At 65.5% G+C, this 14,647-nt stretch carries 14 protein-coding genes; 8 read left to right on the forward strand and 6 right to left on the reverse strand.

Going from position 1 to position 14,647, the window contains the following annotated elements:
* Positions 1 to 127: 127 nt before the first annotated feature.
* From J2R80_RS39270 to J2R80_RS39305, 8 genes are read left to right on the forward strand one after another with little or no spacing between them, the layout of a single operon-like run.
* Positions 128 to 1,438: an NAD(P)/FAD-dependent oxidoreductase gene (locus tag J2R80_RS39270; protein WP_246786809.1), complete on the forward strand. Its 1,311-nt coding sequence runs from the start codon at positions 128 to 130 to the stop codon at positions 1,436 to 1,438.
* A 5-nt stretch (positions 1,439 to 1,443) separates the two neighbouring features.
* A complete protein-coding gene (locus tag J2R80_RS39275) occupies positions 1,444 to 2,295 on the forward strand; it encodes an ABC transporter ATP-binding protein (RefSeq protein WP_253640473.1) in 852 nt (283 codons plus the stop codon).
* A complete protein-coding gene (locus J2R80_RS39280) occupies positions 2,292 to 3,086 on the forward strand; it encodes an ABC transporter ATP-binding protein (RefSeq protein ID WP_141342426.1) in 795 nt (264 codons plus the stop codon). The genes J2R80_RS39275 and J2R80_RS39280 overlap by 4 nt, the downstream gene beginning before the upstream one ends.
* A complete protein-coding gene (locus J2R80_RS39285) occupies positions 3,086 to 5,020 on the forward strand; it encodes a long-chain fatty acid--CoA ligase (RefSeq protein WP_253640474.1) in 1,935 nt (644 codons plus the stop codon). Before J2R80_RS39280 ends, J2R80_RS39285 begins: the two co-directional genes overlap by 1 nt.
* Entirely contained in the window at positions 5,021 to 5,893 is an 873-nt protein-coding gene (locus J2R80_RS39290; protein WP_141342424.1) for a branched-chain amino acid ABC transporter permease, read from the forward strand.
* Positions 5,893 to 6,939, forward strand: a complete 1,047-nt coding sequence (locus J2R80_RS39295) for a branched-chain amino acid ABC transporter permease (protein ID WP_253640475.1) — start codon at positions 5,893 to 5,895, stop codon at positions 6,937 to 6,939. Before J2R80_RS39290 ends, J2R80_RS39295 begins: the two co-directional genes overlap by 1 nt.
* 33 nt (positions 6,940 to 6,972) lie before the next feature.
* Entirely contained in the window at positions 6,973 to 8,133 is a 1,161-nt protein-coding gene (locus J2R80_RS39300) for an ABC transporter substrate-binding protein (RefSeq protein WP_159109514.1), read from the forward strand.
* A gap of 4 nt (positions 8,134 to 8,137) precedes the next feature.
* Positions 8,138 to 8,884, forward strand: coding sequence for an NAD(P)H-dependent oxidoreductase (locus J2R80_RS39305; RefSeq protein WP_057018852.1), 747 nt, complete (start codon positions 8,138 to 8,140; stop codon positions 8,882 to 8,884).
* A gap of 184 nt (positions 8,885 to 9,068) precedes the next feature.
* Here the strand turns inward: J2R80_RS39305 and J2R80_RS39310 are convergent, their stop codons facing one another.
* Genes J2R80_RS39310 through J2R80_RS39335 form a run of 6 tightly spaced genes read right to left on the reverse strand, consistent with a single transcriptional unit; the run spans position 9,069 to position 14,511 of the window.
* Entirely contained in the window at positions 9,069 to 10,262 is a 1,194-nt protein-coding gene (locus J2R80_RS39310) for an acyl-CoA dehydrogenase family protein (RefSeq protein ID WP_092083745.1), read from the reverse strand.
* Positions 10,259 to 11,194, reverse strand: coding sequence for an alpha/beta hydrolase (locus J2R80_RS39315; RefSeq protein WP_141342420.1), 936 nt, complete (start codon positions 11,192 to 11,194; stop codon positions 10,259 to 10,261). The genes J2R80_RS39310 and J2R80_RS39315 overlap by 4 nt, the downstream gene beginning before the upstream one ends.
* Before the next feature lies 1 nt (position 11,195).
* A complete protein-coding gene (locus J2R80_RS39320; protein WP_057018854.1) occupies positions 11,196 to 11,945 on the reverse strand; it encodes an SDR family NAD(P)-dependent oxidoreductase in 750 nt (249 codons plus the stop codon).
* Between the two features lies 1 nt (position 11,946).
* Positions 11,947 to 12,741, reverse strand: a complete 795-nt coding sequence (locus J2R80_RS39325) for an enoyl-CoA hydratase/isomerase family protein (protein WP_141342419.1) — start codon at positions 12,739 to 12,741, stop codon at positions 11,947 to 11,949.
* A gap of 13 nt (positions 12,742 to 12,754) precedes the next feature.
* Complete coding sequence (locus tag J2R80_RS39330) at positions 12,755 to 13,252, reverse strand: aromatic-ring-hydroxylating dioxygenase subunit beta (RefSeq protein WP_141342418.1); 498 nt, start codon at positions 13,250 to 13,252, stop codon at positions 12,755 to 12,757.
* On the reverse strand, positions 13,252 to 14,511 hold the full coding sequence (locus J2R80_RS39335) for a Rieske 2Fe-2S domain-containing protein (RefSeq protein WP_057018905.1): 1,260 nt from the start codon (positions 14,509 to 14,511) through the stop codon (positions 13,252 to 13,254). Before J2R80_RS39335 ends, J2R80_RS39330 begins: the two co-directional genes overlap by 1 nt.
* Positions 14,512 to 14,647 lie beyond the last annotated feature (136 nt).

A 14,647-nucleotide genomic window follows, 5' to 3' on the forward strand; every position in this document is an offset into this window, starting at 1 on the left:
CGTGCGACGAGCGACCTGCGTCAAAAAATAATTTGAACGACCGGTCGGATTATATTAGACTGCCTTCTATCAAGCAAGCGGATTGCGCACGCCGGGAGCAACCCGGCGGCATCGCGGGAGGTTGCGCGTGGATTCTCAGAGGATCGATGCTGTCGTGATCGGAGCCGGCGCCGGCGGGCTGTGCGCCGCGGCGCTCCTCGCCCATGGCGGGCTGCATACGCTCGTCGTCGACGACAAGGACCGGCTCGGCGGACGCGCCTCGACCGAGGAGATCGACGGCTTCAAGGTCAATATCGGGGCGATCGCGATCGAGTTCGGTGGCGTGTTCGAGGAAACCTTCCACACCGTCGGCGCCCCGCTCGACATCCGCGCGCCGGAGCCCGCGAGCTCGTTCTTCATCGACGGCAAGGTGATCGATGTCGGCCGCGGCGGCTGGTCGCTGCTGCTCGGGCAACTGACCAAGCAGGCCTCGCGCATCCTGGAGAAATTCGCCGACGCCCGCTCCGGCAACCTGCCCGACGGGCGGCAATCGACCGAGGACTGGCTGAAGGGCTACACCAGCAACGCCACCGTGCACGCGCTGTTCCGCAATCTCTGCGCGGCGATCTTCGCCTGCAACGCCGCGGAGCTGCCGGCCCGCGCCTTCCTAACCTATTTCACCAGCAAGGGCGCCTTCAAGAAATTCGGCTTCTGCCCGCAGGGCACGATCGGGGTCTGGAACAGCCTCGGCAACGCTGTCAGGCGCAATGGCGACATCTGGCTCGAAACATCGGCGACCACGATCCACACCGCGAACGGCAAGGTCGAAGGCGTCACCGTGCTCAGGAACGGCGAGCGGGTGCGGATCGACACCGATCTCGTGATCAGCAATGCGGGACCGAAGGCCACGGTCGCGCTTGCCGGCAGCGAGGCGTTCCCGGCGGATTATATCGCCAGGGTGAAGAACGACCTCCGCCCAGCCGCCAACATCGTCATCAATGTCGCGAGCCGCGAGCCGCTGATCAATCATCCCGGCATCGTCACCTTCGGCAAGACGCGCCGGCTCTGCAACATGGCCAACCTCTCGGCCACCTGTCCGGAATTGGCGCTGCCCGGCTGGCACCTCTATGTCGCCTATGCCGTGCCGGTGCCCGCGCTCGGCGATTTCGACTCCGATGCAGAAGTCCAGCTCGCGCTCGAGGATCTGCGCGAGCAGTTCGCGAATTTCGACCAGGCCAAAATCCTGTCGATCCGGGTGATGCGCGACGACTGGCCGGCACAACGCAGCTGCGCCGGCTACGATCTGCCGCGCGAGACCGGTATCGGTGGCCTGTGGTGCGTCGGCGATGCGGTGAAGCAATATGGCAATGGCGGCACGCAGGCCTGCGCCGAGACCGCCAAGATCGTCACCGATGCGATCCTCGCCGCGCGCCCGCGCTTATCGGCAGGCCGGGTCTGAGCACGATGCCGACGACCATCCCGCATCCGATGCCGCAAGCAGCGCCAGTCGCCGTGCCAGAGCAGTGCCTGCTCGAATTCCGCAACATCCGGATCGTCTACGACAATGCGATCGAGGCGATCCGCGACGTCTCGATCGCGGTGCCCGAGGGCAACATCGTCGCCCTGCTCGGCTCCAACGGCGCCGGCAAATCGACGCTGCTGAAGGCGATGTCCGGCATCCTCTATACCGAGGAAGGCCTGATCGAGAACGGCAGCATCCGTTTCCGCAATGACGAGGTGCATCGCCTTGCGCCGGACGAACTGGTCCGCTGCGGCATCGTGCAGGTGCCGGAGGGCCGCCGCGTGTTCGCGGCACTCACCATCGACGAGAACCTGCAAATGGGCGGCTACACCAGGACCAGCGCCGAGGCGCGCGAGCGCCGCGACAAGGTGTTTACGCTGTTTCCACGACTATATGAGCGGCGCGACCAGATCGCCGGCTACATGTCCGGCGGCGAGCAACAGATGCTCGCGATCGGCCGCGCGTTGATGACCGATCCCGTGCTGCTGGCGCTCGACGAGCCGTCGCTCGGCCTCGCGCCGCTGATCATCGACCGCATCTATGAGGTGATCGTCCGGCTGCGCGACGAACTGAAGATGACGGTGCTGCTGGTCGAGCAGAACGCGCAGCGCGCACTCGACATCGCCGATTACGGCTACATCCTGGAGACCGGCCGCGTCGTGCTCGACGGCACGGCGGCGAAGCTCACCGCCAATGAGGACGTCCAGGAATTCTATCTCGGCGTCTCCACCGCCGGCCGCAAGAGCCTGCGCGACGTGAAGCACTACAAGCGCCGCAAGCGGTGGCTGTCGTGACCGCGCTGCTCACGGTCGAGAACCTGTCAAAGCGCTTCGGCGGCCTGCAGGCAGTCGCCGATGTCAGCCTGCGCGTCGCGCCCGGCGAGATCTGCAGCGTGATCGGTCCGAACGGCGCCGGCAAGACCACGCTGTTCAACATGATCTCGGGCGTGCTGCGGCCGAGCGGCGGCCGCATCAGCTTCGACGGCATCGACCTCTCGACGATCTCGCCGTGGAAATTCGCCGCCGTCGGTATCGGCCGCACCTTCCAGAATCTGGCGCTGTTCAAGCACGGCACCGTGGTCGAGAACATCCTGACCGGCCGCCACACCCATCTGCGCTCGACCGTGCTCGATGCGGTGTGGTTTTACGGACGTACCCGCAAGGAGGAAATCGCGGCACGGCAACGCGTCGAGCACATCATCGAATTCCTCGAGATCGAGCACATCAGGGACGCCGTGGTCGGCACGCTGTCCTACGGCCAGCAGAAGCGCGTCGAGCTCGCCCGCGCGCTCGCCTGCGAGCCGAAGCTATTGCTGCTCGACGAGATGGTCTCCGGCATGAACCAGGAGGAGACCGAGGACATCGCGCGCTTCGTGCTCGACATCCGCGACGAGCTCGGCATCACCGTCGTGATGATCGAGCACGAGATGCGCATCGTGATGGACATCTCTGACCGCGTCCATGTGCTGAATTTCGGCCGCAAGATCGCCGAAGGCGCACCTGGTGAGATCAGGCGCGATCCGGCAGTCGCGGAGGCCTATCTCGGCGGTCAGCGCACTGACGCGATGACAAAGGCAGGCGCGTGATGTCGACGCTGGACAGCCTGCGCACCGCTCATCCGCCGCTGCCAGCCAGCGCCGCACGCAGTGTGCCCGCAGCCGGCATCGACGCGTTGCAGGCTACGCTTGCGGATGCCGCCATCACCATCCCGCAATTGCTACGGCAGCGCGCCGCGATGCACGGCGAGGCGCTGGCGCTGCGCGAGAAGGACTACGGCATCTGGAATCCCTATTCCTGGCGGCACTATTACGACACCGCGCGCGCGGTGGCGCTCGGCCTGCTCTCGCTCGGCATCAAGCCTGGCGACCGCATCGCCATCGCCGGCGAGAACACGCCGGAATGGTTCTATGCCGATCTCGGCGCGCAGATGATCGGCGCGGTCGCGGTCGGCATCTATCCGACCAATCCCTGGGTCGAGCTGCAATATATCGTCAAGCATTCGGGTGCCCGCATCGTCGTCACCGGCGACCAGGAGCAGACCGACAAGGTGCTGGATGCGATGGCGGGCAATGGCGGCCTGCCGGATCTGGAGGCCATCGTCTGCATCGACATGAAGGGCCTGCGGCATTACCGGCAATCGGAGCTGATGTCGTTCGCCGCATTGTGCGAGCGCGGCAGGGCCTACGCGCAGCAGAACCCGGAGGCCGACGCCACGCTCGACCGCCTGATCAGCCAGGGCGCGCCCGACGACGTCTGCATCCTCGTTTACACCTCGGGCACGACAGGTCCGCCCAAGGGCGCGATGCTGACCCATCGCAATCTCGTCTACGCCGCCTATGCCTACGCCAGGACCGTCGGCATTGCCGACAAGCCGTTCGAGGCGGTGAGCTACCTGCCGCTGTGCCACGTCGCCGAGCGCTGCTACGGCACCGTGACCCATCTGGTGCTCGGCGGCACCGTGTCCTTTGCCGAATCGATCGACACGGTCGCGATCAACATCCGCGAGATTGCGCCGACCTTCTTCGTCGGCGTTCCGCGCATCTACGAGAAGCTGCAGCAGGGCTTTCTGTTTCGCCTCGGCGAGAGCGGTCGCCTGCGCCAGAGCTTCACCAGGGCCTGCCTCGCCTGGGGCCGCACGCTGTCCGACCGCCGACAGGCCGGCAAAGACAATTGGCTCGATCGCGCCGCCTACGGGCTGCTCTATCTCCTGATGTTCCGCAATTTGCAGCGCCATCTCGGCTTCGCCTACAGCCGGCACCGGCTGTGCGCCGGCGCCTCGATCTCGCCGGAGACGCTGCGCTTCTTCGACATCATCGGCCGTCCGGTGTCGCAAGGCTATGGCCTCACCGAAAGTGGCGGCGTCGCCTTCATCCAGACCGCAAGCCATCACCGGATCGGCGGCTGCGGCGTGCCGCTGCCGCAGACCGAATGGAAGTGCGACACCGACGGCGAGATCCTGCTGCGCAACCCCGGCGTCTTCAAGGGCTACTTCCTCGACGAGAAGGCCTCGACCGCCTCGCTGGAGCCCGGCGGCTGGCTGCGCACCGGCGACATCATCGATGTCCTCGACAATGGCGAGATCGCCGTGGTCGACCGCAAGAAGGCGATCATCATCACCGCTGGCGGCAAGAACATCGCGCCGTCCGAGATCGAGAACGCGCTGAAGGATTCCGAATTCATCAAGGAAGCGATCGTGGTCGGCGAGGCCAAGAAGTATCTCGGCGCCATCATCCAGGTCGACTACGACAATGTCGGCCGCTGGGCGCGCGACCGGGCGCTCGCCTACACCAACTACAAATCGCTCTCGCAGCTTCCCGAAGTGAATGAGCTGGTCGAGCGCGTCGTCAACGAGACCAATAAGCGGTTCGCCCGGGTCGAGAACATCAGGCGGTTCGCCATCCTGGAAAAGGAGCTCGACCATGACGACGGCGAGCTGACCGCCACCCAGAAAGTACGCCGCGCAATGATCGAGAAGAAGTTCGCCCGTGAACTCGCCATCATCTACCGGGCGGAGGGCTGAATGCAGTATATCATCCAGCTGCTGATCTCGGGGCTCGCGATCGGCGCGATCTACGGGCTGATCGCGATGGGCTTTGCGGTGATCTACAAGTCCACCGGGCTGGTCAATTTCGCCCAGGGCGAGATGACGATGATCACCGCCTATACCGCCTGGACGATCTCGACCACGGTCAGCGGCAATGTGTTCGTCGTCGCGGTGGGCGCGATTCTCGCCGCTGTCCTGCTCGGCCTGATCATCGAGCGGCTCGTGATGCGGCCGATGCTGGGCGAGCCGGTATTCGCGACCGTGATGGTCACGATCGGGCTCGCCGTGATCCTGCGCTCCGCCATCAACTTCATCTGGGACGCCTATCCGCACGGCCTCGACATCGGCATGGGCCGCGGCATCGTGCATCTCGGGGGCATCGGCGTGCGTACCGGGCAGATTGCGGTCATCGCGACGCTGCTTCTTCTGCTCGCCGCGATCTGGGCGTTCTTCCGTTACAGCAAGGTCGGGGTTGCGATGCGCGCGGTCGCAGCCGACGATCGCACGGCGCTGTTGATGGGCATCAGCGCAACAAGAGTTCATGCGCTGGCCTGGGCCGCGTCTTCGGTGATCGCCGGCATCGGCGGCGTGTTCTTCGCGCTGTCTTATGATCTATCGCCGGCGATGTTCCAGCTCGGGCTGAAGGCGTTTCCGGCCACCATCCTCGGCGGCCTCGACGCCGTGCTCGGCTCCGGCCTCGGCGGCCTCCTGATCGGCATCACCGAAAACCTGGCCGGCGGCTATATCGGCTCCGGCATGAAGGAGGTCGCGGGCTTTGCCATGATCATCATCGTGCTGATGATCCGCCCGTTCGGCATCTTCGGCGAACGCGACATCGAGAGGGTGTGATGCGCACCGGCGATTACAAGCAGAGCTACGGCGAACTGGTTGCGCTGATCGATTCCCCGCCGGTGTGGCTATGGTCGGCCGTGTTGCTGCTGGCGCTGATCACCGCTCCTTTTGTGCTGAGCTCCTACGCGCTATCGTTCCTGATGATCATCCTGATCACGGTCACCGGTGCGCTCGGACTCAACATCCTGACCGGCTACACCGGCCTGATCTCGCTCGGCCATGTCGGTTTCCTCGTCACCGGTGCCTATGCCTATGCGGTGCTGGTCTCGAAGTACCACATGCCGCCGCTGGTCGGCTTCTTCGGCGCCGGCGTGGTGCCGGCGCTGGCGAGCCTGATCGTCGGCGCGCCCTCGCTCCGGCTCAAGGGACTTTACCTCGCCATCACCACGCTCGCCTTCTCCTTCATCATCAACACCGTGATCCTGGAGATGCGCTGGCTCACCAACGGCGCACGCGGCATTCAGGTGCAGCGGCCCGAGATCCTCGGCATCAGCTTCGACGGCGACGCGGCCTTCACCTATCTCTGCCTCGGCATCGCGGCACTGACGCTGTTCGCCACCCTCAACATCCGCCGCAGCCGGGTCGGCCGCGCCTTTGTCGCGATCAGGGACAACGACACGGCGGCGCGTGTCATGGGCATCAACCTGCATGCCTACAAGCTGTTCGCCTTCGTTACCTCGGCGTTCATCACCGGCATCGCCGGCGCGCTGTACGGCATCTATCTCTCCTTCGTCAGCGTCGAGGGCTTTCCGTTCCTGCTCTCGATCGAGGCGCTGGCGATCCTGATCGTCGGTGGACTCGGCTCCGCGCTCGGGGCGGTGCTCGGTACCATCCTAATCGTGCTGCTGCCGGAGGCGACACGGATCGTCTTCAGCCTGTTCAGCGCGCAGATGGATGCGACCTTCACGACCGGCGCGCAGGAGCTGAAGAGCATGCTCTACGGCCTCGTCATCATCCTGTTCCTGCGCTTCCAGCCGCGGGGGCTGGTCGGCGCCTGGCACGGCATCAGGCGGGCCTGGGTGCACTGGCCGCTGCGCTACTAATCAAAAAAGACGCAACACCATGAGGAGGAGACAATGATCAGACACCTGGCAGCAGTTGCGCTGCTGCTCACCACGGCCTGTCTCGCGACCGGCCCGGCTACTGCCGCCGATCCCGGCATCACCGACAGCGAGATCCTGATCGGCGACGTGGAGCCGCTGACCGGCCCGCCGGCGCTGCTGGGCGTCGCCGCCTCGATCGGCCACAAGATCGCGATCGCCGAAGCCAACGCCGCCGGCGGCATCAACGGCCGCAAGATCAAATATGTGCTGGAGGACGACGGCTACGTCACCGCGCGAACCATCCAGGGCGTCAAGAAGGTGATCGACGTCGACAAGGTCTTCGCGATGCTAGGCATCTCCGGCTCGGGCCAGTCGATCGCTGTGATGCCGGTGCTGGAGAAGTCCGGTATCCCGACCGTGATCGACGTCGCGCCGGTCAAATTCCTGTGGGAGCCTGCGCGCAAGAACGTGTTCGTGGTCGGCCAATCCTACGAGGAAGGCATCATCCATCTCGTCAACTTCCTCGCCGACAAGAACCCCGGCAAGAAATGGGGCCTGATCACCCAGGACGACGATTACGGCATCACGGTGCGCGACGGCTTCGATTCCGTGGTCAAGGCCAAGAAGCTGAACGTCGTCTACAGCGGCAACTACAAGAAGGGCCAGCAGGACTTCTCATCCGACATGCTGCAGCTGAAGGATGCCGGCACCGAGGTGTTTTTGGCCGGCGGCATCATCGCCGAGAATATCGCGATGACAAAGGAGCTCGAGAAATTGAACATCAAGCCGGTGACCGGCATCTTCTGGCCCGGCCGCATCGAGCCGGTGCTGAAGCTGATGGGCCCGGCGGGCGATGGCATCTACGCGGTCGACTATGTCGAGCCATTCGCCGGCGCGGCGGGCAAGGCGTTCCTGGAGAAGGCCAGGCCGCTGGTGTCGGAGGCCGAGTTCAAGGGCATCAACCGCTACACCATGACCGGCTATGCCGCCGCGAAAGTCTTGATCGCGGCAATCGAGCGCTGTGGCAAGCAGCCGACCTGGGCCTGCACCATCTCGGAACTGGAGAAGACCAGGAATGTCGAGACCGGCGTGATGGCGCCGATCAGCTTCGGTCCCGGCGTCCGCTTCTCCAACCAGAAGCTGCAGATCATGCAGGCCGATGCCGCGACGCTCAGCTTCAAGCCGGTGAACTAGAGAGATGAAGGTCCTGATCGTCTTTGCCCATCAGGAGACGCAGTCGTTCAACGCTGCACTGCTGGCGCGGTCGGTGGCGGAACTGACCGCGCTCGGGCATACGGTCAGGATCTCCGATCTCTACGCCATGCGGTTCAACCCGGTAGCGACCGCCGAAGACTTTGGCGCGCGGCGGTTTCCCGACCGGCTGCAATATGACCGCGAGCAGAAATACAATCTGCAGCACGGGGCGCTCAGCGGCGACATCGCCGCCGAGATCGAGAAGCTGCTGTGGTGCGACCTCCTGATCTTGCAGTTTCCGCTGTGGTGGTTCTCGGTCCCCGCCATCATGAAAGGCTGGATCGACCGCGTGTTCGTCAACGGCGCAATTTACGGCAGCGGCCGCCGCTACGACACCGGCGGCCTTGCCGGCCGCCGCGCCATGGTCGTGACCTCGACCGCCGCCTATCCCGGCATGTGCGCGCCCGACGGGCTGGTCGGTGCGCTCGATGTGGTACTGTGGCCGATCCAGAACGGCATGCTGGCCTATGCGGGCTGCAAGGTGCTGCCGCCGTTCGTGTCGTATTCAGTGAACTTCGTCGACGAGGCCACGCGGCACCGCTATCTCAACGACTATGCCGAACGGCTGCGGCGGCTCGAGACCACCGAGCCGCTGTTCTTCCACCCGCTCGCGGATTTTGGCGAGGACTGGCGGCTGAAGCCGGGCATTGCGGCGCAGACTGTCGGCCAGGGCGCTCGTGCCCAGAAATGACATGACCCGGACGTAGGTCTGCTCCCTCGCCCCGTTCTTACGGGGAGAGGGTTGGGGTGAGGGGCCGCATCCGCAGACGCGCTGCCAGAAACGCTCGTGGAGACTCCCCCTCACCCGGATCGCATCTCACGATGCGATCCGACCTCTCCCCGCAAGCGGGGCGAGGTAAGAAAGAGCGCCGGCGTCACATCCTTTTCGCCACTTCCTCCAGCATCACCTCGGTGGCGCCGCCGCCGATCGTCAGCACCCGCGCGTCGCGCACCATGCGCTCGATCGGGGTGCCGCGCATGAAGCCTGAGCCGCCGTGCAGTTGCAGGCAGCCATGCACGACCTCGTGCAGCACCTCGGGCGACAGCGCCTTCACCATCGAGACCTCACGCAGGCAATCCTGCCCGGCCGCCGCGAGCTCGGCGGCCTGATAGGCCAGCGCCCGCGCCGCCGCCGCCTTCGCGGCAAGCTGGGCGAGCTTCAGCCGCACGCCCTGCTGATTCCAGAGCGGGCCGCCGAATGCCTGCCGCGTCTTCACGTAATTCGTCGTCAGCTCGATCGCCTTGGCGGATTCGCCCGCGCAGATGCCGCCGATGCAGATGCGCTCGTTCTGGAAGGTCTCCATGATGCCATAGAAGCCCTTGTTCTCCTCGCCGAGCAGGTTTTCCGCCGGCACGCGCACGTCCTGGAACGCGATCTCGGCGGTGTCCGAGCAGAGCCAGCCATGCTTGTCGAGCTTGGTCGCCGTGATGCCCGGCGTGTTGCGCTCGACGATGAACAGCGAGATGCCGCGGCTGCCCTTGGCATGCGGGTCGGTCCGCGCGGCGACGATCAGGATGTCGCCATAGACCGCGTTGGTGATGAACATCTTTGCGCCGTTGATCACCCAGCTGTCGCCGTCGCGCCGCGCCCGCGTCTTGAGGCCTGCGACGTCGGAGCCCGCATCGGGCTCGGTCACCGCGATCGAGCAGACCGTCTCGCCGCGGATAATCGCCGGCAAATACTTCTGCTTCTGTTCCGGCGTACCGCGCAAGGAGATGTGCACCGCCGACATGTCGGTATGCACGAGGATCGACGAGGTGAAACCGCCGAAGCTGGAGCGCCCCAACTCCTCGGCGAATACCATCGAGGCCAGCGGCCCCATGTCGGTGCCGCCATGGTCGACCGCGTGGCGCATGCCGAGAAAGCCGAGCGCGCCCATGCGGCGATAGATCTCGCGCGGGATCTTGCCGTCGCGCTCCCACGCCTCGGCATGCGGCACTACTTCCTTCTCGACGAAGCGGCGCACCTGCTCGCGCAGCATGCGCAGCTCCTCGGGCAGATTGGGCTGCTCCGAAAAGTGGAACTCGGCCTCAGTGAGCTGGCGCGGATCCGACGTCATGACGTTCATTGTGGCGCCCTCTCATGGCCGATGTGAAGATGCTTGCGCAAAAAAGCTGCCAGCGATGCGATCGCCTCGCGCGCCTGCGAAATCTCCGGGAACATCTGGAAGACGTGGATCATGCCGTCCCACACCTGGAGCTTGACGTCGACACCGGCAGCCTGCGCCCGGGCGGCCAGTTCCGTCGCATCGTCGCGCACGGTCTCGCGGTCGCCGACCTGCACCAGCAGCGGCGGCAGACGGGTGAGATCGGCATAAAGCGGCGAGGCCAGCGGATCGCGGACATTGCCGTCCTTGCCAAGGTAGTTCTTCGCCAGCGCCAGGATCATCGCGCGCTGGTGGATCGGATCGGCCTCGGCCCTGCTCTGATAGCTCGCGCCGCTCGCGGTAAGATCGGTCCAGGGCGACATCAGCGCGGCGGCGGCGGGCAGCGGCAAGCCACGGTCGCGCGCCGCCAGCATCGCGCACAGCACGAGATTGCCGCCGGCCGAATCCCCGGCGAAGGCGATATCCGCCGGATGCAGCCCCTGATCGCGCAGATATCGATAGGCAATCAGCGCATCCTCGAGTGCCGCGGGGAAACGATGCTCCGGGGCAAGCCGGTAATTGATCGAGAGCACGCGGCAGCCGGATGCATCGGCGATCCGTGCGGCCAGGTCGCGATGCGACGCGACCGAGCCGATACGGAAACCGCCGCCGTGAAAATAGAGGATCACCTTGTCGCGCGATGCGCCCATCGGCACGAGCCATTCGCCGTCGACCCCGCCGGCGGCGACCGGTTGGCGCGTCACCGGCACCGAGCAGCCGGCAAAGGCGGCGTCCCAGTCGTCGCGCATCTGCGCCACCGATGTATCGCGGGTCCAGCCGCGATAGATCGCGCGCAAACGCTCGATCGCGCGATCGACCGGCGTGATTGCGATATCGTCGTCCGCGCTGCCCATTTCAGCCGCCGATGCCCATGCCGCCGGAAACGCCGAGCGTCTCTCCGGTGATATAGGCGGCCTGGTCGGAAGCCAGGAACAGCGCGGCAGCCGCGACCTCCTCCGGCTCGCCGAGGCGGCCGAGCAGCGTTGCGCCGGTCATTGCCTGCAGGATTCTGTCGCCGCCCTTTGCCACCGCCTGCTCCAGCATCGGCGTGCGGATCGGTCCCGGCGCGATCGCGTTCGCAGTGATGCCATAGCGTGCATTCTCCCGCGCGATGCTCCGGGTGAACGAGATCACGCCGCCCTTGGCCGCGGAGTAGACCGCGCCGCCCTTTGAGCCGAGCCGCGCCGCTTCCGAGGTAACGTTGATGATGCGGCCAAAGCCCGCCGCCTGCATCGCCGGCAACGCGGCGTGGGTGCAGGCCAAGACCGAGGTGAGATTGACCGCGATCAGCCGCGCCCAATCCTCCGCCGTGGTATCGGTGAAGAAGGCATGCTGATCGATGCCGGCATTGTTGACGACAATGTCGAATGGGCCGTCCTGCGCCATCACAGCCTGCACTGCCGTGGCATCGCTGACGTCTAATCCTGCAACGCCGGCGCCGGTCTCGCGCGCCAGCTCCGAGGCCGCGGCGACATCGAGATCGGCGATCACAACCCTGGCGCCCGCGCCGGCAAAGCTGCGCGCGATCGCAGCACCGATGCCCCGCGCGCCGCCGGAGACGAAGGCGCGGCGGCCATCGAGACGTCCGAATGGCAAGCTCGCCACCTCAGCGCCCCGTGAATACAGGCTGGCGCCGCTCGATCACCGCGGCGAGCCCTTCGCGTGCATCGGTCATCCCCGAGAGTTCCGCGACGGTGCGCGCCTCTTCCGACAGGCATTGCTCGATGCTGGTGCCGGTGCCGGCCCAGACCAGCCGCTTGGTCGCCGCCAGCGCCTTCGGCGCGCCGGCCGCAAGCTCGCGGGCCAGCGCGAGCGATGCATCGGCGAGCTCGGCATCGGGCACGACCCTGGTGACGATGCCCATCTGCAACGCTTCGGCAGCCGGGATCACCGGGTTGGTCAACAGGATCGACATCGCCCGCCGCAGGCCGACCAGCCGCGACAGTGTAACGGAGACGCCGGCATCCGGCGCCATCGCCACCCGCGTCGCGCCAGCGAGGAACTTTGCCGATTCCGCCGCGATCACGATATCGGAAGCGCAGACCAGGCCGAAGCCGCCGCCGCCCGCCGCAAAGCCCTGCACCGATGATATGACCGGCGCCTCCAGCCGCAGCAATCCAGTCACCGCATTCTGCAGATACGCCGTCGCCTGACGGATATAGTCCGGCAGCTTCTCGCCCTTGGAGGCAAAGGCGCGGACGTCGCCACCGGCGCAGAAATTGGTGCCCTCGCCGCTCAGCAGCACGACGCGCAGATCGGAATGACCATGACAGACCATGATGGCATCGCACAGCGCGCGGAGCAGCTCGACACTCATGCCGTTGGCCGCATCGGGGCGGTTGAGCCGCAGCCGCGCGATGCCGTCGGTGATGTCGAGCAGAACGGGGCCCTTGTCGATCATGGCGCGTTTTCCTCTAGACCAGGAACGAGAGCGTGTAGATCGCCTTGTCGTTGTTGACGAGGATGACCTTCTTGGCGGCCATCCGCAATTCGCCATCGACATGGCGCAACCGGTATTCATTGCGCGCCGCCCACAGCGTGTCGTCGCGCAGGCTCGATTCGAAAATGAGGCTGTTGCTGGCAACCGCGATGTCGCCGTCGTCAGGCTGCTCATCCATCAATTCGATGTTGGAGATCAGCCGTCGCAAATTCGACTGCGGCGTCTGGGTGAAGTGCTTGCCGGTCATCAGCTGCCGGACGCGCAGCGCGATCCGCGAGCGGTTGTCGTAGATGATCGACATCTGCCGTTCCGGGTCCATGTCGGCGCCGTTGGCCGGCACCCAATAGACGCCGTCGTCGGTCCAGAGCTTTTCCCAGGCCTCGTATTGATGCTCGTCCTGCAGCCGCGCCTCGCGATAAAGGAAGGCGGTGATGGCGCTCATCAACGTGGCGCTGCTCTCGCGCGACAGCATCAGCTAGGCTCCATCAACTTGCGATAATGGGTCCAGATGCCGCGCGACGGCACCTCGTCGGTGACGTGGCCGACCGTGAAGCCGAGTTCGTCCTGCCGCTCGCGCTTCTCGCCGCGGCCGAGGAAGATCCACTCGGGATTGCGCGCCAGCACGCCGCGATGGCAGCGCTCGTACATTTCGGAATCGTCCGCCAGCAGGAAGCCGGCTGGGCCGACCGAGCCCATGGTCTGCTGGCGCAGCCTTCGGTTCAGATCGGGCGCGCCCTTGAACTGCAACGCGGTGACGTGCTGCACGCTGTCGTCGACGCCGAGCGGCTGGATCACGAACATCTGGATCTCGGCGATGAACAGGTTCGGGAAGATCATCACATGCGGCGTGCCGTCGATCATGATCTCCCGCGCGGCGGTGTCGCCATGGGCGGCCTTCATGCGCGCCGTGTAGTCCGGCAACCGGTCCTCGCTGGTGCCGAACCAGCTCATCGGCGCGTCGCGCTTGCGGAACTCGGGCCGCAGGTCGATCTCGGTATGGCCGTTGCCGTAGTCGCGCGTCAGCGCGGTCGAGGCTCCGCCATAGAGTTTGCCGATCATGCTGTCGGCGACGCCGAAGATCGAGGTGTGCACGAAGGCCGGGTGATAGCCGTCGCACTCGTTCTCCAGGATGAACTTCCAGTTCGCCTTGACGCGATGCTTGAGGAAGCCCGCCGTGATCTCGACCTCGTTCTCCGGCGAGGTGCGCACCAGCCGGTCGATGGTCTCGGCGGCGCCGCCGAGATGCTCCTTCAACGTCGGGCCATCGGCCGCGAACGAGCCGAACACGAAGCCGCGGTAAGACTCGACGCGCGTCACCCGCCCGAGCGCAAGCTGCGACTTGTCCTGCCCCTCATAGCCGTCGGGGAAGGCATAACCGACCAGGCGGCCGTCATTGGCAAAAGTCCAGGAGTGGAACGGACAGGTGAACGAGCGGGCATTGCCGCGCTCATAGGAGCAGATCTGGTTGCCGCGATGCGAGCAGCGATTGAGCAACAGATTGACCTTGCCCTGCTCGTCGCGCGTCATGATCACGGATTGCGGGCCGATCGACTTGACGACGTAGTCGTTGGCGTTCGGGACCTCGCTCTCATGCCCGACATAGACCCAGGTGCGGTACCAGATGTTCTTGAGCTCGGCCTCGAAGATGTCAGGGTCGGTGTAGAGCGATCCGTGCACCCGGTCGGGCCGGATCAGCCGTTCCCATGGCGGGACGCCGGTCATCATGTTCATCGCTCCGTCTCCCTCGCCGGCCGCTTGCCGCGGATGTCTATCGGCCATTCAATAATAATCCGACCGACCGTTCGGTGAATTAATAGCATGAGCGCCATGGACCGGCAAGCTTCTTCGTGAGCGTCGCCGCTGGTCG

The organism is Bradyrhizobium sp. USDA 4541, from assembly GCF_024171085.1.
In the GTDB taxonomy this organism is placed as follows: domain Bacteria; phylum Pseudomonadota; class Alphaproteobacteria; order Rhizobiales; family Xanthobacteraceae; genus Bradyrhizobium; species Bradyrhizobium australafricanum.

Coding starts and splice junctions, on each gene's coding strand:
- J2R80_RS39275 (WP_253640473.1), top strand. CDS start 1,444: ATGCCGACGACCATCCCGCATCCGATGCCGCAAGCAGCGCCAGTCGCC.
- J2R80_RS39285 (WP_253640474.1), top strand. CDS start 3,086: ATGTCGACGCTGGACAGCCTGCGCACCGCTCATCCGCCGCTGCCAGCC.
- J2R80_RS39290 (WP_141342424.1), top strand. CDS start 5,021: ATGCAGTATATCATCCAGCTGCTGATCTCGGGGCTCGCGATCGGCGCG.
- J2R80_RS39295 (WP_253640475.1), top strand. CDS start 5,893: ATGCGCACCGGCGATTACAAGCAGAGCTACGGCGAACTGGTTGCGCTG.
- J2R80_RS39300 (WP_159109514.1), top strand. CDS start 6,973: ATGATCAGACACCTGGCAGCAGTTGCGCTGCTGCTCACCACGGCCTGT.
- J2R80_RS39305 (WP_057018852.1), top strand. CDS start 8,138: ATGAAGGTCCTGATCGTCTTTGCCCATCAGGAGACGCAGTCGTTCAAC.
- J2R80_RS39310 (WP_092083745.1), bottom strand. CDS start 10,262: ATGAACGTCATGACGTCGGATCCGCGCCAGCTCACTGAGGCCGAGTTC.
- J2R80_RS39315 (WP_141342420.1), bottom strand. CDS start 11,194: ATGGGCAGCGCGGACGACGATATCGCAATCACGCCGGTCGATCGCGCG.
- J2R80_RS39325 (WP_141342419.1), bottom strand. CDS start 12,741: ATGATCGACAAGGGCCCCGTTCTGCTCGACATCACCGACGGCATCGCG.
- J2R80_RS39330 (WP_141342418.1), bottom strand. CDS start 13,252: ATGCTGTCGCGCGAGAGCAGCGCCACGTTGATGAGCGCCATCACCGCC.
- J2R80_RS39335 (WP_057018905.1), bottom strand. CDS start 14,511: ATGAACATGATGACCGGCGTCCCGCCATGGGAACGGCTGATCCGGCCC.